We start from the raw sequence: 19,716 nt of genomic DNA, 5'->3' as shown, positions 1-19,716 counted from the left end.
CGAATTCGGACACTCGATCGGTGTATCCCGGTTCACGTCGGCCAGAGTTTTTCAGTCCGGGCGCAAGCTCGCCTGAACGATACAGCGCTATATAAAGCGGTGTTACACCAACCGAGCGCGCGGAATTCGCCCGCTATTGGATGTGGATCTCCGAACGATTTATGAGCGGGCAGCCGCAGAGTCGTGAAATGCGAGGAAGCAAACTATGATGGCGCAACAGTTAAGGCGCGACTCAAAGCAGATCCACATTCGATATCTGCCGCTGGCCCGTTTCACTCGAGTCGAAGTTTAGGCACATGAGGAGATTGAGACGGTCGCGGAGTTTGTGAACATCCACCCCGTCGAGCACGAGCAGTGGAGGAAATCTGGGACCTCTGAAGGAAGAATGTGCGCATATCGTCGGCGCCGCTGCTGCTTCCCTTGGCTTGGTTCCGAAACCAGTATTCGGGTTTAGACGCGACCACTTTTACGCGTCCACGCCTGCGCGAACGCACAAGCATGGGTGGGCAACATGGAACTCTCCGTACTCGGCTGAGATCGCCATCGCTTCGATCGAACGTCAATAAAGCGCCTGTATGGCTTCACGTTGGATAGCTGTCAAAACAACCCGTATTTGGGTCGAACCATAGCTTCGCGTGGTTCGAGCACAGCACAGCACTGCACGACCGGGCCGGCAATCTGGCTCTTAAAACCGGCATAAAAATCTGACAAGCGCTGAGCGCTCATGAGTCGAGCGCCAATAGGCAGCAATCCATCTCGAATGCCCGTGAAACAATTATGAACGATTCTATGTATAGAAAATATCGTTTATAATCAATATGTTATGTTGACAAACAAAACTTGTTTCACGAAATGAGGTGCGCATAAGACTCAATCGCCCATCAACCTCGAGCAAGTTGGCCATTCGCGGGGACAAGCGATACAACACTTTCTGTGTTGTATCGAACAATACGATTCTCGTATTAGCCTGCAGACGCCTGAAATACCCCTAGGGCGTAGGCCATCGAACGAATCGCCCGTGAAGAAGTGCCGGCACAAGCGTTCCCACGCGGCGAAGACACAATCAAGCTGCGGCGCAGGACTAGCGGGCGCTATAGGCGCGCAGTTGAGCCAGACGCGTCCCCCGTGCCGGCTGATCAATCAATAGGCGGCCAAACCGCAGACGACAAACTCTACGCCCTTCGGCTCCGAAGAGGACCTTCGGGCCGTCACCGATGCACCGAAAAGTTCACTACAGACATGCCGGTATGACAAACAGCCGGCGGAAGCCATGCAGGCGGAGTTTCCAACCCGCCCAGCATCTCCGCCCCCGCATCCAAATAACGACCGTCCCCATCAGACCGCCCCCGACCCCCTCGCATGCATCGGCTGATAAACCTCCCCGCCCTTGAAGCGCTCGAGCCGCTCGCTGGCGACCGACAGTGCGCCGAGCGATGCGCGCCGCAACTGATGATCGTAGAGCGACACGATCGCCGAGAGCCGGTCGAAGTCTTCCGCCGCGAGTGCCCAGCAACCGGACGTCCGCCCGGTGTCGAACACGGCGCTCATCGTCCGGTCCGCGCGAATCAGCTCGTCGTGCGAGAAGTCGCCGTGTCCGGCTTCGGCAAGGAACTTGGCGAGATACATCGCCTCGGTGATGTGCTGCGCGGGCGCGATGTCCGGCGAGCCCGAACGCAACGCCGCCAGCGACATATGCGCCGCGAGCGCGAGTTCGTCCGCCACCGCGCGCGGGATAGGAAGCAGTTGCGCCTTGCTGAACCGCGCGCGCGTCGCCTGAGGCGAGCGCTGAAATGGAATAGTGCGTGACATACGAGGATCGATGGTTGACCTTTTCAGGTTAACGTTCATCGATCGCCGAATCTGAAGGGTGATGCCCGCGTTCCTGCTCGAAATGTTCGACGACCGCGATCGCCCGTTCGCATTCGTCCGCGTCGAGCGTGTGGATGCTGCACTTGTCCGGCTCGACGCCGATCGACTGCGCGAGCCACTTCATTCCCTTGGACCGCGCCTCGAAGACATTGCAGCCGTCGCGCCGGACCTTCGCCTGCACGAGCGGCTCGAGCACCGCATGCAGCTTCACTTTCAGATCGCGCAGGCGGGCATCGGCGAGCCGGCCGAGCGGAACGTTGCGCGTGCTGCGCGGAAAGATGCCGATCCACGCCTGGCAGTTCGCGCACATCCACAGCGGCCCGTGATCGTCGCGGTAAGGATAGGCTTCGTCGCCCGCGCGCGCGAGGGACGCGGGGGCGCCGCAGTAATCGCAATTCGGATGGGGTAGAGGTTTGACAGGTCGGCCGACACGCATTGCCAGAAACTCCCGGGCGGGAAAACCAATATAGCAAAACCGCCGGACCGGCTCGGAAACGTGCTGCCGCACAAGCTCCATGTAAGGCCCGATGTCATAGCCTGCTTAAGCAAGCGCGTTGGCAACATGTCTGTCACGGGCTCAGGCGGTGGTGCCGGCCGATCGGGAATTTACTTTCCGCGTGCGCGGTATACCGTGGGAGTGCGTACTGCCGCTACGCGCTTTCGAAGCCTACAGGCTTCACGCTTCCACAGATCTCCGTTCAATCAGAAGCCCGGAAGGCAATCGTCCTTTACGCCGGCAACCGGGTCTTTGCATGCGCGCTCGCAGGCCACGTCGCGGGCGCACAGTTCTCCATTCGGTTACTTGATTCAAGAGGTGATGCAATGAGAGCAACTTTTGTATTGGCAGCAACGGCTGCAAGCTTGTTCGCGATGAGCGCCGTCGCGCAGGCGCAAGACACGCAGATGTCGCCGGCACAGGGCGGCGCCGCGCAGCAAAGCGCGCAGGGCGCGACAACGAACGATTCAAGCTACGGCGGAGCGATGTCGACGAGCAAGTCCGGCAGCCCCTCGCGCGACGGCACGACCAGCACGAATCAGCTCTGCACGCCGGGCCTCAGCTGCAATATATATAGTGGTCAGTGAGTCAGCTCGACGGTAGGGCCCTGCCGAAAGGCATCGGTCTCATTCTTCGTCCAGTCGATCGCCCGCCATCACGCAGTCCCACGATGGCGGGGTGATGTCCCTCCGAATGCGTGGTTTTCCCCGGCGAACGTTCGGCCGATAGTAACGCTCATCACAAGACGGCCTCTTCGGCCACGCGTGGCGGTGGCTCCACACGACAAGCACACATCTGCGGCAACAGGCTACAACGCGCGGCATGCGCGACGCTCCTGATTCGGTGGCGAAATCATATCGCTGGCGCTCGCGGATCTCTCGGCCTCACATTCGTCGAGGCTACGTTCGTCTTCTCTGCATGAGCACATCTGGACAGCCGCATCACGCGGCCAGCAAGGAGGTACCGAAATGAGATCCCATCAAACGAAGCGCGCGATGTTCGTGGCGATTGCCCTTCTGACGTTCGGCGCGGCACGCGATACGACGCTCGCCGCGAACGCGACGGAAAGCGCCGACGCACGCCCGATCGACGGCGGATCGCTCACGTTGAACGTTCAGACGCCCGCGGGCGGAACGTCGCGCCTGACCTATGTCGATACCGACGGCTGGCGCCTCGACGAACGCGATGCACGACTCAAGCCCGCGGAGGGGCGCATCACGCCCGCGTCGACGGAACCGCAAAAGGAAGCGTCCGCCGGCGAGCGGCCGATGACCGTCTTCATCGACGGCCCCACGGGCTTTACCTACGTATGGACGCGCGATCAGGGATGGAAGTACGTCGGCCGGCTCTCCGACCGCAAGCGCTGAGCAAGTTCGTGATACGCCAGTCGCGCTCCTGCCTGGTCGCGGCGCTGCTCGGCGTGTCGCTCGCCGCGCATGCGCAGGCGCCCGACCCCGCCGATGCGTCGCTCGCCGATGCGCGGCGCGCGGTGCGCGTCGCCGACTGCGCGCGCTGTCACGGCAAGGATTACGACGGACTGGCCGCCCCGTCGATCGTCGGCTTTGCGCGCACGCAAAGCCGCGAGCGTTTCATCGCCGCGGTGCTCGACGGCAATCCGCCGATGGGCATGCCCGCCTACCGTGGCATTCCGTCGATCGAGAGCCGCATCGACGCGATATACGACTACTTCGCGGGCACGATGCCGCGTCGCGAGTGAGTGTGATCGATGAATCTCTTTACATCTCGACCAAAGCAACCAGACTTCAATAGCGCGCATGTCAGTAAGCGCGAACGGAGATTAATCATGAACTCCACTCAATCAGTGAGCGACGGCACCGGCTGGACCGACAAGCTCGACGACGCGACCACGCTCGCGATGCTCGTCAGGGAGATCGGAGCGCAACAGACGAAGCTTGCGGCGAGCCGCCATACGGGCCTGAACGGACAGGCCGATCGCGCGCAGCATCAGAAGCAGTTGCTCGGTGCGTTCGGGACGCTTCGCATTGCAGACGACATTCCCGACATCGCGCGATTCGGCCCGTTCGCAAAGCGCGGCGCCGAGGCCGAACCGATGTCGTATCGCGTCGCATGCCGCATTTCCAACGGACAGCCGTGCCCGCAGGCCGACACGGCATCCGATGTGCGCGGCATCGCGATCAAGTTCTTCACGGACGAGGGCGCCGAAACCGATCTGCTGATGACGAACGAAGGCGGGCGCTCGCATGCGCGCAACGCGGTCCAGTTCATGGCGGTCGCGGATATCATCGTCGCGCTGCTCGCCGAGGGGCCGGTGAGCGGCATCGCGCAGGGCTTGCGCGAAATGATGATGGCCAAGCTCGGGCCCGTCGAGGCCGCGCGCATCCTGGCGATCCTCTTCAAGGAAACCAGGGCGCATCATGTCGAAAGCGTGACGACGGAAGACTACTGGGGATCGGTCGTGCAACTGGGCCGCGCGGCGATCAAGTACTCGCTTCATCCGCATCCTTCGACGTCCCCGGGTACGAGAGCCGAACGCCACGGCGACAATTATCTGCGCGCGGACATATTCAACCGTCTGGAGCAAGGCCCGGTGAAGTGGCGGCTCGGCCTGCAATTCTTCGTCGATGAAGAAGCGACGCCGGTCAATGATGCATCGGTCGCGTGGAAATCGGATGTGGTGACGATTGGCGAGCTCGAAATCGATGCGCCGCCATCGCGCGAGGATGAGACCCGCATCGACCAGCTCGCGTTCAATCCGGGCAACGGCTTCGCGCCGCTGGGCATCACGCACGCGCGCAAGGATGTCTATGCCGCGAGCGCCGCGAATCGCAAGGGCCGCGGCGTGCTGTCGAGCGAGGAAGCGCGCATGTTGCTGAGCGCGCGCTGAACGCCGCCATCGCGCGACTGCGCAATATTGCGCGTCGCGCGACGCTTTTCTCCGATAATGGAACGCATTCAGGAACAGGCAACTGCGCCTTTCGCGTTCCATCGACATCGGAGCCCGCCATGCATCTCGCCGGCATGATCCTTCCGATCTTCGCCATCATCCTGACCGGATGGGTGGCGCGCGTCTCGGGCTACATGCCGCACGCGCTGGCGCCGTCGCTGATGCGCTTCGCGTACTACGTCGCGATGCCCGCGCTGGTGTTCCTGACCATCGCCGACGAATCCCTGCGCGCGCTGCTCGAATGGGGTTTTCTCGCGGCGTTCGGCGGCGGCTCGATGATCTGCTTCGCGCTCATGCTGCTGGCCGTGCGCATCGTGCGTCGCGAAGGTCTCGGCCCGAGCGCGATGCTCGCCGCCGCCGTCTCGATGACCAACACCGGTTTCGTCGCGCTGCCGATCCTGAAGACGCTGTACGGCAAGCCCGGCGTGCTCGCGGCAGCCGTGGCGACGGTGTTCATCGGCGCGGTCATGTTTCCGGTGCTCGTCGTGCTGCTGGAAATCAGCCGATACGACACGTCGCGCAAAATGGACATGGCTGCGCTGATTCGCCAGATCGCGACGAACCCCGTCATTCTCGCGACGATCTGCGGATTGCTGTGGTCGGTCATCGGCCTGACGCTGCCGGCGCCGGTCGCATCCTTTCTGACGATTCTCGGCGAAGCGCTCACGCCGTGCGCGCTCTTTGCGATCGGTCTCGATCTGACGCTGAGCGAATTGCGCGGGCGCCTGAATCTCTACGCGCTTCTGGCGGCGCTCAAGCTCGTGATCGTGCCGCTCGTCGTGTACGTGCTGTGCCTCGCGACGGGACTGAGCCGCACCGCGACCATCGCGGCGGTCGTCTGCGCCGCCGTGCCGACGGCGAAAAGCGCGTACGTGCTCGCGTCCGAGTACGACATCGAGAAAACCGTGGTCGGCGCAGTCATCTCGATGACCACGCTTTTCTCGATCGTCACCTTGCTCGCGTGGCTCTATATTCTCTGACGCGCTTTACGAGTCGCCGAGTTCCTCGTCGACATTGCGCTCTTCGTCGTCGGGCGGCGAAATGCCGAGCGCCTTGTCCCACTGCGGCTCGCGCAGATAGCGCTCGCGCAGGAAATCGACGAACGCCTTCACCTTGCTCGTCGATCGATGCGAAGTCGGATACACCGCCGACAGCCACAGCGGCGGCGCCGCGTATTCGGGCAGCACACGCACGAGGCGTCGTTCGAGCAGATCGCTCGCGGCGACCATCGTCGGCAGATAGACGACACCCGCGCCCGCGCGCGCGAATTCGAGCAGCAGGTGCACGCTGTTCGTCTTCAACACGGGGTTGAGCGCGATTTCATAACACTCGTTGCCTCTCATGAGCGGCCAGTTGTCGCCCCACGGATAGTGCGCGTAACGCGCGAAATCGTGGCGCAGCAGATCGAGCGGCGTCTCGATGGCGGGCTCGTCCTTGAGATACGCGGGCGTCGCGCACAGCACGCCGCGCACCGGAAAGAGCTTGCGCTCGACGAGCAGATTCGAAGCGGGCGGATAGATTTGCAACGCGAGATCGAAGCCTTCCTGAACGGGATCGATCACGCGATCGTTCACCGTCACGACGAACTCGATGCGCGGATGCGCCTCTCGGAACGCGATCAGCGCCTGCGAGAAGTGACCGAGCGCGAAGCCCGGAAGCACATGGACGTTGAGCGTGCCCGACAGCGATTGCGTTTCCGCGCTGGCGCGCCCGGACAACTCGCGCACCTTCGAGACGAGCAGCAGGCAATCGCGATAGTAGGATTCGCCGACTTCGGAGAGACGCACCGCACGCGTCGAGCGATGAAACAGCGCGACGCCGAAATGCTCCTCGAGCTGCTTCACGCGCGACGTGACGACCGATTTCGCCACGCCGAGCTGCCGCGCCGCGCTCGCGAAGCTCTGCGCTTCGGCTGCGCGAACGAAGGCTTCCATCGACATGAAGAGATCCATGCTGTCTCCTGTTTCCCGGCGCTACGCCGCGCTCTTGCGGTAGCGCAGCGGCGTCGTGCCGAGCCGCCCGGAAAAGAGCGCCGTCATATGCTGCTGCGATGAAAACCCGCATGCGGCGGCGACATCCACGAGCGGCGCGTGACCTGAGCGCAGCATCCGCGCGGCGGCGTCGATGCGCTTTTCCAGCACATAGCGATAGAGCGAATGCCCGGTGCGCGCCTTCACGCCGTCGAAGACGACGCGCACGGGCAGATCGAGTTCGGTGGCGATATCGGCGCAGGAAAGACTCTGGTCGATGTTATCCGCAACATACGCTTCGAGCATCGCGAAGCCGGCATCGGTGAGCGCGGACTTGCGCTCGCGCGCGGCGCGTTCGAGATGCCGCGTCGTTTCTATCCACGCGAGCGTGGCAACGCATTGCATTTCCCACGGATCGATCCGCCGCGTGTCGGCGTGCGCCTTTTGCCGCGCATAGCGCACGAGATGCCGGATCGAGTCGGCGCCGAGATTGCTGCGGCTGCCCGCGCGGCGCAACGGTTCCGCGCTCTGCTCGCCGATGCGATTCACGAAGGCATCCGCATAACGAAACGCGATGAAGCCGTGCCGCACGTCGTGCGCGTCGATGCGCATGCTTTCGCCGCGCGGATGATAGGCGGCCGTTTCCGCGCGAAACGTGAAGGGCGCGGCGGGGCCGTCGTCGTAGCGCGTGTCGGAGACGATCGTGCCGAGCAGAAGGCAGATCATGTCCGACGAATTGCTCAACTCCAGCGAATAGGGGCGCGGGCCCGAGATGCAGTACTCGAGTCCGGGCACGCCCGAGACCGCGCTGAAGCGATCGATGCGGGCGGCCACGGCAGGGGCGCTCATGGTCGTGTCTCCGTTTTAATCGCGGCTTGCCGATGAACGCCGCTGTTCACGCGAGTATAGATGCGCCCGCGAAGCGCCTGCACGCGCGATGGGTCGCCATTCGCGAACGCCGCGTGCGCGCTTTGCGTCCCGGTGTTAACCCGTATCGAACTCGCGGCCTTCGTTAGCGGTTCGCCCGGAATCTGTAATCCGCGAAACCTGAAAGACCGGCGCGTGGCGTCTTCGTAACGTTCGCTCATACGACACGAACGACCCGGAGACGACGATGCAAACGCGGCACCCGAGATCAACGATACGAAGACGCCACGCATGCGCGCTCGCCATGCTCGGCGCAACCTGCGCGATGACGCCAGCGGCCGACGCGCTCGCCGCGGGCATTCCCTTCGCGACCGACCGCCCGCAAACCTGGCAGTTCAGCAGCGACTTCGAAGGCACCTATGATTCCTTCGGCCAGAACCTCGAATGGAATCACGACAGCCGCGCATTCGATTCGCAGGGCAATCAGGTCGCGGGCCCGGGCACCAACACCTTCGTCGGGTTATCGACGTTCATTCACTACTGGAAAGTGCCGTCGCTGCCGCATATGGGCTTCAACGCGAGCATCACGCTGCCCGCGATCCGCACACAAGGCTCGCAATACGCGGCGAGCGGCATTGGCGATCCGCTCGTCGGCGGGCTCGTCTGGTATAACCCCGCGCCCGCGACGACGCTCGGCTTTCAGGCCTACGTGCAGGTGCCGATCGGGCAGGACGCAGTATCGACGAATACGTGGTCCTTCTGGCCGTCCGTCTTCTATGACGACTGGTACGGACACCTGAACGTCGATCTGCTCATGGGCGGCATCGTGCGCGGACGCACGCTGCGCTCGGGCCACGACGATCTGAGCCCGGGCAACACCTTCCATCTGAACCTGCGTGTCGGCTACAGCATCTCGCCGCCCGACAGCCCGTTCGCGATTCCCTTCGTCGGTCTCGACTACCAGACGAGCGGCGGCACGTTCGATCAGACCGCCGCGATGCCCGTGGCGAACAGCGCGAGCCGCGAAACGACCGTGGGCATCGGCGTGCTGTTCCAGTTCAAGCCGAACAGCCTGCCGTTCCTGCACCAGAAGATGTACGACCAGCTTTCCATCCAGTACCAGCACTCGGTTTCGGGCCGCAACACGACGCTCACGAACGGAATCCTCGTGCAGGCGTGGCACTACTGGTGATAGGCGATGAATCTCAAGGAGACGAACATGAACGATATGCAAAGACCACCCGCCGCGTCACGGCGCAACTTCATCAAGGCCGCGGGAGCGGGAACGGCCGCCGCCGCATTCGGCGCGGTGTCGCTCTCCGCGCGCGCCGCGAGCGAGATCAAGTTCGACGCGGAATACGACATTGTCGTGTGCGGCGGCGGTGGCGGCGGTTTGCCCGCAGCGCTCTTTTCGCGCTGGCTGGGCAATCGCGTCGTGATACTGGAAAAGGCGGGCAGTGTCGGCGGCACCGCCGCGAAGGCTGCGTTCTGGTACTGGGTGCCGAACAACGAGCCGATGCGCCGCGCGGGCATTGCCGATCCGAAGCCCGATTACATGCGCTATGTCGCGCGTCTTTCTCGGCCCGAGCAATACGATCCGTCACTGCCCAAGCTCGGCCTTTCCGACTGGGAATACGAGATGTGCGAGGCGATCTACGACAGCGCATCGCCGGCGGCGGAACTGCTCGCGAGCAAGGGCGCGCTGCCTTACCGGCATGAGGCGGCGGTGCCGGATTACTGGGCCGAACTGCCCGAAGACAAGGCGCCGCGCGGCCGTGTGCTGTTTCCGAAGGACGGCCTGCCGAGCATGTCCGATGGCGGACGCGTCGCGATCCGCACGATGAGCGCGGCGGCACGGCGCGACGGCATCGACGTGAAGACGGGTTATCGCGTGCAGAAGGTGCTCGTCGATGAAGCGGGCGCGGTGATCGGCGTCGAATCGCTGACTGAAGAGGACACGGTCTTCCGCGTGCGCGCGAAAAAGGCGGTCATCTTCGCGACCGGCGGCTTCACGCACGATCCCGAGTTGCGCAAGAACTTCCTGCACGGCGCGGTGTACGGCGGCTGCGCTGCGCCGACCAACGAAGGCGATTTCGTGCGCATCTCGAGCGCGCTCGACGTGCAATTGCGCAACATGAATTACTCGTGGATGGCGCCGATATCGCTCGACAAAGCGATCGCGAAAGATGGTTCGCTCTCCGGTATCTTCACGCCGACGGGCGATTCGATGATCTACGTGAACAAGTACGGCAAGCGCGTCGTCAACGAGAAGCTCGCCTACAACGAAGTCTGCGCGACGTTCTCCGAATGGGACGGCGCGAAGGGCGAGTATCCGAATCTCGCGCTCATTGCGATCTGGGACCAGCAAGCGCAGGACCATTGCGCAAGCGATGACTACGGCAGCTTCATCGTACCGAAGGGATCGAACGACCGGCACGTGCTGCGCGGCAATACGCTTGCCGAGCTTGAAAGCGCCATTCGCGAACGCATGGCGAAGTACAAGAGCGCGCTCGGCAGCGCGGATCTCTCCAGCGACTTCGTGCGCAACCTGGACGCGAGCATCAAACGCTTCAACGGCTTCGCGAAGACGGGCGTCGATCAGGACTTTCATCGCGGTGAGCGCATCGTCGAGAAGCTGTTCAACGGGCCTGTATCGAAGAAGGCGGATCAGAAGAACGAGACGATGTACCCGCTGTCCGCGAAAGGGCCGTATTACGCGGCGCTCATCGTCGCCGGAAATCTCGATACCAAGGGCGGGCCGAAAACCAACTCGCACGCGCAGGTGCTCAATACGCGCGGCGAGCCGATCAAGGGCTTGTACGGCGTCGGCAATTGCGTCGCGTCGGCATCGGCGCGGGCTTATTGGGCGGGTGGCGGAACGCTCGGGCCGATCATCGCGTTTGCTTATCGCGCCGCGCAATCCGCTAATAGAGGTCAATCATGATTCGGATGGCTAATTTAATCGCCATGCTCGCTTTCGTGAGCGCCACGGCGCATGCGCAACAAGATCCGGTCGCGCTAGGCAAGAAGCTCACGACCAACAACTGCGCCGTGTGTCACACCTTCGGCAAGGGCGAACCGAACGGACAAGGGCCGAATCTCTTCGGGATCGTAGGCAGGCCGCTGGCGTCCGAGTCGGGCTTCAAGTATTCGGCGGGCATGAAGGCGGCGGCATCGGGCAAGGTCTGGGACGAAAAGCTGCTCGATGCCTGGCTCACCGATACGCAATCTGTCGCGCCCGGCAACGCGATGACCTATTTCGAAGGCGATGAAGCGCGGCGTCAAAAGATCATCGCTTATCTGCGCACGCTGCATTGAACTCACATCAGGAGACGAAAGCATGAACCCCATCACCATGACCGACGAACAGCGCAAGACCATTGCGCTCGAGTATCTGCGCAGGCTCGATCGCGGCGCACCGTTCTTCGATCTGTTCGACGACAACGCCGAGGTCTATTTCCCGAAGTGGGGCATCGCGACGGGCCGCGCAGCCTTCGAACAGCTTTTTGCGGACCTGGGCTCGATCGTCGCGAAGTTCAAGCACGACCTTGCGTATCTGAACGTGATCCAGCAGGGCGATACGGTGGTCGTCGAAGGCACGAGCTACGGCACGACGAAGAGCGGTGTCGACTGGCGCGCGGGCGTCACGCATGCGGGCCGCTGGACCGATGTGTTCGAAATCCGCGACTTCAAGATTCAGCGCTGCTTCATCTATCTCGATCCCGACTACGAGGGCGCGGATACGCAGCGCTATCCGTGGCTGGCGGACAAGCACGCACAACAGTAAGTAGTTTCCCTAGGGCGGCGATCGAGCACGCATCGTTCGGCAAACACGAACCTCGATTCATTGCCTCGCGCGCTCCGCAGCCCTAATCTTGATTCCAGCGCGGCACTGAAATTCGCCGCGAAGGATCGACGAAGACATGGAGACAGACATGCAACAGACCGTTCTCGGCAGCCTCGAAAACTATCGCAAAGGCTCGATCGAAATCATCAAGGGCAAGGCTTCGCATTACGTGATGTCCAACGTGTTCGAAGTCGCGAGCCATGCCGCGCCGTATGAAAAAGTAGTCGTGGGCAAGAACCTCAAGTACGTGATCGAGACGCTGCGCGCGGAAGGCGTGTCGTCGTGGTTCAGCGCGTCGCACGATGAATTCGTGGTCGCGCTCGATGGAGAAATCGACGTGCACTTCATCAAGCCGTCGGATGGCGCGCTCGTCAGCGAAGATATCGAGGGCACGGTGAAGCTCGAAGGCGAGCCCTCGGGCCAGAAGATGGGCTTCGTGCGTTTGCGTCGCGGTCATCAGGCATTGCTGCCCGCGGGCGCGGCGTATCGCTTCGAAGCGAGAAAGACCGGCGTGCTGCTCGTGCAGACGATTCTCGGCGCGCAATCCGTCGAGAAGTGGGCCGATATCTGCATTCAGTAACCGACATCTTTCGGAGCACAACATCATGGATCAAACCGTTTTCTTGCAAAGCGTCGTCGCGACCGACCCCGATGCCAACACCGGCTATCGCACCTTCAAACTCGGCGATTTCGAGTTCAGCCGCGACGCATATTTCGTCACGGTGAAGTGGCCCGCGCAAGGGCAGACGCGCTCGCATCAGATGCACGCCGACGACTTCCTGCGCGCGATGATGCGCGATGTCGCGTGGGGCTTTTTCTACGGCTGGGTCAACTTCGACGAAGTGATCGGCACGCGCAATCACTACGGCAAGGTCGACATGTACGCTGGCGCCTATAACGCGAGCTTTCGCGAGGCGGGTGTCGATTACACGCAGCAGTTCGAGACCCCGGTCATCATGGCGACCTTCAAGGCGATTCTGAAGGACTGGGTCAACGAAGGCTTCGATCCGTTCGCCGCGCCCGAAGAAACGGGGTCGGCATTCGGCGCGAAGCACGGTGACAATATCGCGGCGATCGACCGCACGCGCATCGCGACGAAGCGCATGCCGGGCCTCGAAGGCGATTCGCCCTTGCGCGACGACTTCCCGGTGAATCGCCAGTTCGCGGATGTGTCGCAGGACGAGCCGGAGATTCACGCCGAACCGGGCTTCGAAGGGCAATTGCATGCGTTCAGTCTCTTCAAGTATCTGTCGCGCTCGGATGTGACGTGGAATCCTTCGGTCACGTCCGTCTGCAAGCAAAGCCTGTTCTGCCCGACGACCGAGGAATTCGTGCTGCCGGTATTTCATGGCAATGACCGCGTCGAATGGTTCCTGCAACTGTCGGATCAGATCATCTGGGATGTCGCCGATAAAGACACGGGCGAACCACGCGCGCGCATCACGATGAATGCGGGTGATATCGCCGCGATGCCCGCCGACATTCGTCACAAGGGCTATTCGCAGAAGCGCTCGATGCTGCTCGTCTGGGAGAACGCGACGCCGGATCTGCCCAAGCGCTACGAAAGCGGCGAGCTTCCGCCGTATCCGGTCGCGCTTTAAATCCCCTACGCTCTTCCGCTTCACGACGGCGCCTTGAAAAAAGGCGCCGCGGGGAACGCTTCGTCTTCAATCTTCGACACGAGCAAGACATGCAAACGCAACTCTTCATCGATGGCCGCTTCGTGCCTGCCCTTTCCGGCGAAACGCTCGCGACCCTGAATCCGCACGATAACAGCGTGATCGCGCAAGTCTCGATGGCTGGCCGCGAGGACATCGATCGCGCGGTTCAGGCCGCGAAAAAGGCATTCCCGGCGTGGAGCGCGATGGCGGCCGCCGATCGCGGACGCCTGTTGCTCAAGCTCGCCGATGCGATCGAAGCCAACGCCGATGCGCTCGCGCGTCTCGAATCGATGGACACGGGCCACCCGATCCGCGATACGCGCAATCTCGACGTGCCGCGCACGGCCGCGACATTCCGCTATTTCGGCGGCATGGCGGACAAGTTCGAAGGCTCGGTGATTCCGGTCGAAGCGGGCTTTCTCAACTATCTGACGCGCGAGCCGGTTGGCATCGTCGGGCAAGTGGTGCCGTGGAATTTCCCGCTGATGTTCACGAGCTGGAAGATGGCGCCCGCGCTCGCGGCGGGCAATTGCGTCGTGATGAAGCCTGCTGAACTGACGCCCTTGTCGAGCCTCGCCATCGCCGAACTGATGGCCGAAGTCGGGTTTCCCGCGGGCGTCGTGAACGTGCTGCCGGGTTTGGGACACGTCGCGGGCCAATACATCGCGGAGCATCCGGAGATCGGCAAGGTCGCGTTCACCGGATCGACGGCGGTCGGCCGCAAGATCGTGCAGGCATCGAGCGGCAATCTGAAGAAAGTGCAGCTCGAACTCGGCGGCAAAGGCGCGAACGTCGTGTTCGGCGACGCCAATCTCGATGCCGTCGTGCAAGGCTCTGCATTCGGCATCTTTCATAACCAGGGGCAGGCGTGTATCGCGGCATCGCGTCTCATCGTGCACGAGTCCATCGCTGATGAACTGCTCGAGCGCTTCACGTCGCTCGCGCGCTCGATCCGCATCGGCGATCCGCTGGATCCGTCGACGGAAATGGGGCCGCTCACGTCGCAGATGCATCGCGACCGCGTGCTGTCGTATGTCGATGTCGCGCGCGAGCAGGGCGGACGCGTGCTCGCGGGCGGCAAGGCGCCGGATGCATCGGCGCTCGCGAACGGCTGCTATGTCGAGCCGACCATCGTGCAGGCGAAGCCGACGGATCGCGTGGCGCAGGAAGAAGTGTTCGGCCCGTTCGTCACGGTCAGCACGTTCGGCTCGGATGCAGAAGCGCTCGCCATCGCGAACGGCACCGAATACGGCCTCGGCGCGGGACTGTGGACGCGCGACCTGCAACGCGCGCATCTCTTCGCGCGGCAACTGAAAAGCGGCATGGTGTGGATCAACTGCTACAAGCGCGTGAGCCCCGGATCGCCCTTCGGCGGCGTCGGCGCGAGCGGATACGGACGCGAGATGGGCTTCGAAGTGATGCGCGAATATACTCAGGCCAAGTCGGTGTGGGTGAATGTCGACGCCAATATTCCGCCTTACTATCCGCGCTGAGCGCATCGGGAATCATGCAATCGTTCATCTATCAGGGCATGCCTTCGCGTGTGGTGTTCGGCGCGGGCAGCATCGAACATATCGAACGCGAGATCGAGCTTCTGGGCGCGCAGCGCGCGCTCATTCTTTCGACGCCGCCGCAGCGCGATCAGGCCGAAGCGCTCGCCGAACGCATCGGTTGTCGCGCGGCGGGCGTGTTCGCCAAAGCGGTGATGCATGTGCCCGTCGAGACCGCGCGCGAGGCACGCGAGTATGCGCGGCGCATTGGCGCGGACTGCGCGATTGCCATCGGCGGCGGCTCGACAACGGGACTGGGCAAGGCGATCGCGTTGACATCGTCGCTGCCGATACTCGCCGTGCCGACCACCTATGCCGGCTCGGAGATGACGCCCATCTACGGTCTCACCGAAGCGGGCCTGAAGAAGACCGGCCGCGATATGCGCGTGCTGCCGAAAACGGTTATTTACGATCCGGAGCTCACGGTATCGCTGCCCGCGTCGCTTTCCGTGACGAGCGGCATCAACGCGATCGCGCACGCGGCCGAAGGGCTCTACGCGCAGGACGCGAATCCCGTGGTGAGCCTGATGGCGGAAGAGGGCATTCGCGCGCTCGCAGAAGGCATCGGCAAGGTGGTCGCGAAGCCCGACGATCTCGATGCGCGCGGCGACTGTCTCTATGGCGCGTGGCTGTGCGGCGCGGTGCTCGGGAGCGTTGGCATGTCGCTGCATCACAAGCTGTGCCACACGCTCGGCGGCACGTTCAATTTGCCGCACGCGGAAACGCATACGATCGTGCTGCCGCACGCGCTCGCCTATAACCGGGATGCGACGCCCGACGCGATGAAGCGCATCGCCCGCGCGTTCGGCTCCGACGATGCCGCCCAAGGCGCATTCGAGCTCGCGCGCGCGAACGGCGCGCCGACCGCGCTGAAGGACATCGGCATGAAGGAAAGCGATATCGATATCGCGGTCGATGTCGCATTGAAGAGCCCGTACTGGAATCCGCGGCCGGTCGAACGCGCGCCATTGCGTGCGTTGCTGGAAGCGGCCTATGAAGGACGACGACCATGAACGAGTCACTCACGCACAACGTCACCGAAGCCTTTGGCCATTGCGCCGATGCGCGCACGAAGGAAATCGTCACCGCGCTCGTGCGGCATCTGCACGCGTTCGCGCGCGAAGTGAATCTCACGAACGATGAATGGCGACGCGGTATCGAATTCCTCACCGCGACCGGCAAGAAGTGCGACGGCATACGGCAGGAATTCATTCTGTTGTCGGATACGCTGGGGCTGTCCATCGTCCTCGACGACATCAACCAGCATCACGACGAAGCCGCGACCGAAAGCAGCCTGCTCGGGCCGTTCTATCGCGATGGCGTGAAGGAATCGGCGTTCGGCGCGAACATCGCGCAGAGCGAAGGCGAGCCGGTGTTCTTTCATGGCGCCGTCCGCGATGTGAGCGGCAAGCCTGTCGCGGGCGCGCTGATCGAAGTCTGGCAGACCGCGCCGAACGGCATGTACGAAGGGCAGGACCCGGAGCAGCCGGAAGGCAATCTGCGCGGCCGGTTCCGCACGAACGCGGACGGCGAATACGCGTTTCATTCGATCAAGCCGACGAGCTATCCGATCCCCACCGATGGCCCTGTCGGCAAGATGCTCGTCGCGACGGGCCGTCATCCGATGCGGCCCGCGCATATCCACTTTCGTATCGATGCGCCGGGCCATGAGCCGCTGACGACCGCGCTGTATTCATCGGACGATCCCTATGTGAGCTCCGATGCGGTGTTCGGCGTGAAGCCTTCGCTCGTCATCGATTACGTGCCGAAGGCAAGCGGCTACGACGTGGCGCGCGATTTCACGCTGATCGCGAAGGGGCGTGCGTGAACGCGATCTGCACGCTCGATGACGTGCCCGACGGCGGCGGCCTCGAAGCGGCGCCATCGGTTCTCGTGCTGCGGCGCGGCCGCGATGCGTGGGCGTATCGCAATGTATGTCCGCACTTCTCGATTCCGCTCAACTACGAGCCGGACGCCTTCTGGACCTACGGAGGCGGACTGCTGATGTGTGCGCATCACAGCGCGATGTTTCGCTTCGAGGACGGCGTTTGCGTCGATGGACCTTGTCTCGGCGCGAGCCTCCGACGCATTCCGATCCGCATCGAAAACGGCAGGGTGGTGATCGAGGAAGACATTGCCTGAGCATCTCCCCGCCGTTGCCGCTTACATCGGATGCGCCGCGACGAAGCTCTTGAACGCGCTGTATGCGGGCTTCGGCGTGAGGCCGTCGAATTTCAGAAGGCCGAATGCGCCTTCGCCGTGGACGGGATCGTCGTCGTAAAGCTCGTAAGCCTGAATCGACTCGATGTCATACGTCGATGCGAGCGCGACGAACTGCGCCATCATCGTGTTGCCGACGAGATACGCCGCGATCTGCTGATCGGTGCCGTAGTTCGGGCGCACGCCGAACTCGTTGATCCAGATCGGCTTGCCGAGCGCGTGGAGCGCGGCGAGGACGTTATGACATCCGGTGCCGCCGCACGCATTCGTGATGTCGCCCTGTTCCGAGTACCAGTGCCACGCGGTGATGTCCCAGTCGACGACCGGATGACCGATGCTGCTGTCCGGCTCCATGCCCGCCGCGAGCATCTGCGCGAAGCCGTAATGCAGCCACGTTCCGCCGCCCATGATGATCTTGCCCGACGTATCGACGGACTTGATGCCCGCGATCATGCCGCGAATCACGCCGCGCAAGATCCTGAACTTCATGAGATCGTATTGCTGCGGATAGACGCCGTCGACATTGCCGGTGAGTATCTCCGATTCCATCTCGTTCGTGACCTCGTAATACGGATAGCGCCGCGAGGTCGCGGTCTGTTGCCCGAGCGCGAAGCCGGCGTTATAGCCGTCGGTTTCGTCGTTGAACGTGTCGATGTTCATGAGCATCACCGGATACACGGTGACGCCGCCGGCCGCCATTGTCTGCGCGATGCCCGCGAGCTTGTTGGCGGTGCCCGCGCTATACACCTCATTGCGATAGAGCTTCGCGCCGAGATCCTGCAATTGCGAAAGCTGCAGGACGGGACTGGAGATGTCGTAGGCGCCGCCTTCGTTGTTGTGGCCGTTCACGCCGTAGAAGAGCCGCGCAGGCTGAGACGGGGCGATCGTGCCGGCGGCGGGCGTGGACGCGCCGCTTGCCGGTGCGGAGTTGCCGGCGTTGATGACCGGGCTGTTCGCACTGTTCGCACTGTTCGACGGTACGCTCACAAGGCCGGTGTCGGAAGAAGCGGGGCTCGTCGTCGTCTTCGAAGTTCCGTTGTCGGACGTGGGAGAAGTCGTCGTCGTAACGGACACGGCGGAAGCGGATGCGCTGCCGTTACGCGCGGCGTCGGTGGACGATCCGCTGCTCGCTCCGTCACTGCCACCGCCACCGCCGCCGCATGCCGCAAGCAAGACGCTCATCGAGGCCGCAAGCATGGCGGCCTTGAAGGAACGCGAAAGTTGGAAAGCCGGCTTGCCGGCGCGACTCAGGTTCATCATGTCGATGCGCACTACTAAATGGCTAAATTTTCAAGTCCACGAAGTAGGCGCACGTTCCGCGAGTCACCCGAGGAAGACGGGCGGACCGATGACGGACCTTCATCCCGCGAAAAGCGCAAGGACGTGTGGAATGCTCGTCGAAAGAACCCCGTGAGCCGTGCAGAGGACGGTGCCGCCGGAGGCAAGGGGTGAAGAGAAGACCGCGTGGAAGCCGGTCTCAATAGGGTTTACGGCAGGGAGGGGCGGGACTTGAGCGCTTCTTGCGCGAGCAAACGTTACCAGTGGGGCGATTCGGGAATTCTTACCCCGAAAGCGGCCGATCCGGCTCCAGCGCGGCGCCGCCGAGGATCGAGTTGGCGTCGGCGCGCGCGTTGTCGAGCTGCACGACACTCGCCTGACGCGCCGCGAGCGCGTCGCGGTTCGCGATCGCCGTGAAGATCGCCTTGTGACGCGGCAGCGACAGCGCGTGCGTGTTCGGATGACGGCTCGTGAGCTTGATCGATTCGGTAAGTGCGAGCGACAGCATGTTGCCGATATACGCGAGCATGTCGTTGTGCGTCGCCGTCATGATCGCGCGATGAAACGCCAGATCGGGGTCGAGCAGATCGGCGGCGGTTTTCGCGCTTTCCATGCGTTCATAGGCGGCGCCGATGCGCGCGATGTCCTCGTCGCTGGCGGAGATGGCCGCGAGCGCGGCGGCGGCGGGCTCGATGATCTGGCGCACCGTCATCAGCGAGCGGAAGAACTCGCCTTCGGGAAGATGGCTGATGGTCCACACGAGCACATCGGGGTCGAGCATGTGCCATTCGTCGCGCGCGCGCACGACGCTGCCCACGCGCGGCTTCGACACGACGAGCCCCTTCGCGGCGAGCACGCGCGTCGCTTCGCGCAGCACCGGACGGCTCACGCCATAGGTTTCGCAGAGCGTGGGTTCGGCGGGCAGACGCTCGCCCGGCCTGATGCCGCCGCTCACGATCCGCATGCCGAGCTCCTGCACGATGCGTCCGTGCATGCTCTTGCGTTGCCTGGGGTTGCGGTAATCCATGATGC

21 protein-coding genes are annotated in these 19,716 nt (G+C 63.0%); 15 read left to right on the top strand and 6 right to left on the bottom strand.

Going from position 1 to position 19,716, the window contains the following annotated elements; genetic code table 11:
* Window positions 1-1,335 precede the first annotated feature (1,335 nt).
* Together AC1Z32_RS35385 and AC1Z32_RS35380 are read right to left on the bottom strand one after the other, a co-directional pair.
* On the bottom strand, window positions 1,336-1,809 hold the full coding sequence (locus tag AC1Z32_RS35385) for a hypothetical protein (RefSeq protein ID WP_483483517.1): 474 nt from the start codon (window positions 1,807-1,809) through the stop codon (window positions 1,336-1,338).
* Between the two features lie 28 nt (window positions 1,810-1,837).
* Window positions 1,838-2,305: a zinc-finger-containing protein gene (locus AC1Z32_RS35380; protein WP_483483516.1), complete on the bottom strand. Its 468-nt coding sequence runs from the start codon at window positions 2,303-2,305 to the stop codon at window positions 1,838-1,840.
* A 386-nt stretch (window positions 2,306-2,691) separates the two neighbouring features.
* On the opposite strand from AC1Z32_RS35380, the gene AC1Z32_RS35375 reads away from it, so the two are divergent.
* The 5 genes from AC1Z32_RS35375 (at window position 2,692) to AC1Z32_RS35355 (ending at window position 6,271) form a co-directional block, all read left to right on the top strand.
* Window positions 2,692-2,952, top strand: coding sequence for a hypothetical protein (locus tag AC1Z32_RS35375; RefSeq protein WP_483483515.1), 261 nt, complete (start codon window positions 2,692-2,694; stop codon window positions 2,950-2,952).
* 381 nt (window positions 2,953-3,333) lie between these two features.
* Window positions 3,334-3,732, top strand: a complete 399-nt coding sequence (locus AC1Z32_RS35370) for a hypothetical protein (RefSeq protein ID WP_483483514.1) — start codon at window positions 3,334-3,336, stop codon at window positions 3,730-3,732.
* 8 nt (window positions 3,733-3,740) lie between these two features.
* Window positions 3,741-4,082, top strand: coding sequence for a c-type cytochrome (locus AC1Z32_RS35365; RefSeq protein ID WP_483483513.1), 342 nt, complete (start codon window positions 3,741-3,743; stop codon window positions 4,080-4,082).
* An 87-nt stretch (window positions 4,083-4,169) separates the two neighbouring features.
* Entirely contained in the window at window positions 4,170-5,231 is a 1,062-nt protein-coding gene (locus AC1Z32_RS35360; RefSeq protein ID WP_483483512.1) for a catalase, read from the top strand.
* Between the two features lie 119 nt (window positions 5,232-5,350).
* Window positions 5,351-6,271 (top strand): AEC family transporter, encoded by a 921-nt coding sequence (locus AC1Z32_RS35355; RefSeq protein WP_483483511.1) that lies wholly within the window; start codon window positions 5,351-5,353, stop codon window positions 6,269-6,271.
* 6 nt (window positions 6,272-6,277) lie between these two features.
* On the opposite strand, the gene AC1Z32_RS35350 is transcribed toward AC1Z32_RS35355, so the two are convergent.
* Window positions 6,278-7,243, bottom strand: coding sequence for a LysR family transcriptional regulator (locus AC1Z32_RS35350; RefSeq protein ID WP_483483510.1), 966 nt, complete (start codon window positions 7,241-7,243; stop codon window positions 6,278-6,280).
* A 21-nt stretch (window positions 7,244-7,264) separates the two neighbouring features.
* Window positions 7,265-8,110 carry a helix-turn-helix domain-containing protein gene (locus tag AC1Z32_RS35345; protein WP_483483509.1) on the bottom strand — a complete coding sequence of 282 codons (846 nt, stop codon included), beginning with the start codon at window positions 8,108-8,110 and terminating at the stop codon, window positions 7,265-7,267.
* Window positions 8,111-8,375: 265 nt separating this feature from the next.
* Here AC1Z32_RS35345 and AC1Z32_RS35340 point away from each other — a divergent pair, with 265 nt between their 5' ends.
* The 10 genes from AC1Z32_RS35340 (at window position 8,376) to AC1Z32_RS35295 (ending at window position 17,328) form a co-directional block, all read left to right on the top strand.
* The gene (locus AC1Z32_RS35340; protein WP_483483508.1) at window positions 8,376-9,320 is read left to right on the top strand and encodes a transporter; all 945 of its coding nucleotides are present in this window, start codon (window positions 8,376-8,378) and stop codon (window positions 9,318-9,320) included.
* 27 nt (window positions 9,321-9,347) lie between these two features.
* On the top strand, window positions 9,348-11,072 hold the full coding sequence (locus AC1Z32_RS35335; protein WP_483483507.1) for an FAD-dependent oxidoreductase: 1,725 nt from the start codon (window positions 9,348-9,350) through the stop codon (window positions 11,070-11,072).
* A gap of 5 nt (window positions 11,073-11,077) precedes the next feature.
* On the top strand, window positions 11,078-11,446 hold the full coding sequence (locus tag AC1Z32_RS35330; RefSeq protein ID WP_483483506.1) for a c-type cytochrome: 369 nt from the start codon (window positions 11,078-11,080) through the stop codon (window positions 11,444-11,446).
* Window positions 11,447-11,468: 22 nt separating this feature from the next.
* Entirely contained in the window at window positions 11,469-11,915 is a 447-nt protein-coding gene (locus AC1Z32_RS35325; RefSeq protein ID WP_483483505.1) for a nuclear transport factor 2 family protein, read from the top strand.
* A gap of 148 nt (window positions 11,916-12,063) precedes the next feature.
* The gene (locus tag AC1Z32_RS35320) at window positions 12,064-12,555 is read left to right on the top strand and encodes a cupin domain-containing protein (RefSeq protein WP_483483504.1); all 492 of its coding nucleotides are present in this window, start codon (window positions 12,064-12,066) and stop codon (window positions 12,553-12,555) included.
* Between the two features lie 25 nt (window positions 12,556-12,580).
* Entirely contained in the window at window positions 12,581-13,576 is a 996-nt protein-coding gene (locus tag AC1Z32_RS35315) for a hydroxyquinol 1,2-dioxygenase (protein WP_483483503.1), read from the top strand.
* 89 nt (window positions 13,577-13,665) lie between these two features.
* On the top strand, window positions 13,666-15,129 hold the full coding sequence (locus AC1Z32_RS35310) for an aldehyde dehydrogenase family protein (protein WP_483483502.1): 1,464 nt from the start codon (window positions 13,666-13,668) through the stop codon (window positions 15,127-15,129).
* Window positions 15,130-15,143: 14 nt separating this feature from the next.
* Window positions 15,144-16,199, top strand: a complete 1,056-nt coding sequence (locus tag AC1Z32_RS35305; RefSeq protein ID WP_483483501.1) for a maleylacetate reductase — start codon at window positions 15,144-15,146, stop codon at window positions 16,197-16,199.
* Complete coding sequence (locus AC1Z32_RS35300; protein ID WP_483483500.1) at window positions 16,196-17,014, top strand: intradiol ring-cleavage dioxygenase; 819 nt, start codon at window positions 16,196-16,198, stop codon at window positions 17,012-17,014. Before AC1Z32_RS35305 ends, AC1Z32_RS35300 begins: the two co-directional genes overlap by 4 nt.
* Window positions 17,011-17,328 (top strand): Rieske (2Fe-2S) protein, encoded by a 318-nt coding sequence (locus AC1Z32_RS35295; protein WP_483483499.1) that lies wholly within the window; start codon window positions 17,011-17,013, stop codon window positions 17,326-17,328. The genes AC1Z32_RS35300 and AC1Z32_RS35295 overlap by 4 nt, the downstream gene beginning before the upstream one ends.
* A gap of 21 nt (window positions 17,329-17,349) precedes the next feature.
* On the opposite strand, the gene AC1Z32_RS35290 is transcribed toward AC1Z32_RS35295, so the two are convergent.
* Together AC1Z32_RS35290 and AC1Z32_RS35285 are read right to left on the bottom strand one after the other, a co-directional pair.
* Window positions 17,350-18,588, bottom strand: coding sequence for a glycoside hydrolase family protein (locus tag AC1Z32_RS35290; protein WP_483483498.1), 1,239 nt, complete (start codon window positions 18,586-18,588; stop codon window positions 17,350-17,352).
* Window positions 18,589-18,967: 379 nt separating this feature from the next.
* Window positions 18,968-19,711: a FadR/GntR family transcriptional regulator gene (locus AC1Z32_RS35285; protein WP_483483497.1), complete on the bottom strand. Its 744-nt coding sequence runs from the start codon at window positions 19,709-19,711 to the stop codon at window positions 18,968-18,970.
* Window positions 19,712-19,716 lie beyond the last annotated feature (5 nt).

The sequence above is a fragment of the Caballeronia sp. 11_S32 genome, from assembly GCF_056930355.1.
This window is presented reverse-complemented; position numbering and strand designations above follow the sequence as displayed.

What these genes read in the sequence shown, in the direction of transcription:
- AC1Z32_RS35300 (WP_483483500.1), top strand. Translation starts at nt 16,196, where the DNA reads ATGAACGAGTCACTCACGCACAACGTCACCGAAGCCTTTGGCCATTGC.
- AC1Z32_RS35380 (WP_483483516.1), bottom strand. Translation starts at nt 2,305, where the DNA reads ATGCGTGTCGGCCGACCTGTCAAACCTCTACCCCATCCGAATTGCGAT.
- AC1Z32_RS35370 (WP_483483514.1), top strand. Translation starts at nt 3,334, where the DNA reads ATGAGATCCCATCAAACGAAGCGCGCGATGTTCGTGGCGATTGCCCTT.
- AC1Z32_RS35360 (WP_483483512.1), top strand. Translation starts at nt 4,170, where the DNA reads ATGAACTCCACTCAATCAGTGAGCGACGGCACCGGCTGGACCGACAAG.
- AC1Z32_RS35355 (WP_483483511.1), top strand. Translation starts at nt 5,351, where the DNA reads ATGCATCTCGCCGGCATGATCCTTCCGATCTTCGCCATCATCCTGACC.
- AC1Z32_RS35310 (WP_483483502.1), top strand. Translation starts at nt 13,666, where the DNA reads ATGCAAACGCAACTCTTCATCGATGGCCGCTTCGTGCCTGCCCTTTCC.
- AC1Z32_RS35320 (WP_483483504.1), top strand. Translation starts at nt 12,064, where the DNA reads ATGCAACAGACCGTTCTCGGCAGCCTCGAAAACTATCGCAAAGGCTCG.
- AC1Z32_RS35305 (WP_483483501.1), top strand. Translation starts at nt 15,144, where the DNA reads ATGCAATCGTTCATCTATCAGGGCATGCCTTCGCGTGTGGTGTTCGGC.
- AC1Z32_RS35375 (WP_483483515.1), top strand. Translation starts at nt 2,692, where the DNA reads ATGAGAGCAACTTTTGTATTGGCAGCAACGGCTGCAAGCTTGTTCGCG.
- AC1Z32_RS35385 (WP_483483517.1), bottom strand. Translation starts at nt 1,809, where the DNA reads ATGTCACGCACTATTCCATTTCAGCGCTCGCCTCAGGCGACGCGCGCG.
- AC1Z32_RS35315 (WP_483483503.1), top strand. Translation starts at nt 12,581, where the DNA reads ATGGATCAAACCGTTTTCTTGCAAAGCGTCGTCGCGACCGACCCCGAT.
- AC1Z32_RS35330 (WP_483483506.1), top strand. Translation starts at nt 11,078, where the DNA reads ATGGCTAATTTAATCGCCATGCTCGCTTTCGTGAGCGCCACGGCGCAT.
- AC1Z32_RS35350 (WP_483483510.1), bottom strand. Translation starts at nt 7,243, where the DNA reads ATGGATCTCTTCATGTCGATGGAAGCCTTCGTTCGCGCAGCCGAAGCG.
- AC1Z32_RS35285 (WP_483483497.1), bottom strand. Translation starts at nt 19,711, where the DNA reads ATGGATTACCGCAACCCCAGGCAACGCAAGAGCATGCACGGACGCATC.
- AC1Z32_RS35290 (WP_483483498.1), bottom strand. Translation starts at nt 18,588, where the DNA reads ATGAGCGTCTTGCTTGCGGCATGCGGCGGCGGTGGCGGTGGCAGTGAC.
- AC1Z32_RS35325 (WP_483483505.1), top strand. Translation starts at nt 11,469, where the DNA reads ATGAACCCCATCACCATGACCGACGAACAGCGCAAGACCATTGCGCTC.
- AC1Z32_RS35340 (WP_483483508.1), top strand. Translation starts at nt 8,376, where the DNA reads ATGCAAACGCGGCACCCGAGATCAACGATACGAAGACGCCACGCATGC.
- AC1Z32_RS35335 (WP_483483507.1), top strand. Translation starts at nt 9,348, where the DNA reads ATGAACGATATGCAAAGACCACCCGCCGCGTCACGGCGCAACTTCATC.
- AC1Z32_RS35345 (WP_483483509.1), bottom strand. Translation starts at nt 8,110, where the DNA reads ATGAGCGCCCCTGCCGTGGCCGCCCGCATCGATCGCTTCAGCGCGGTC.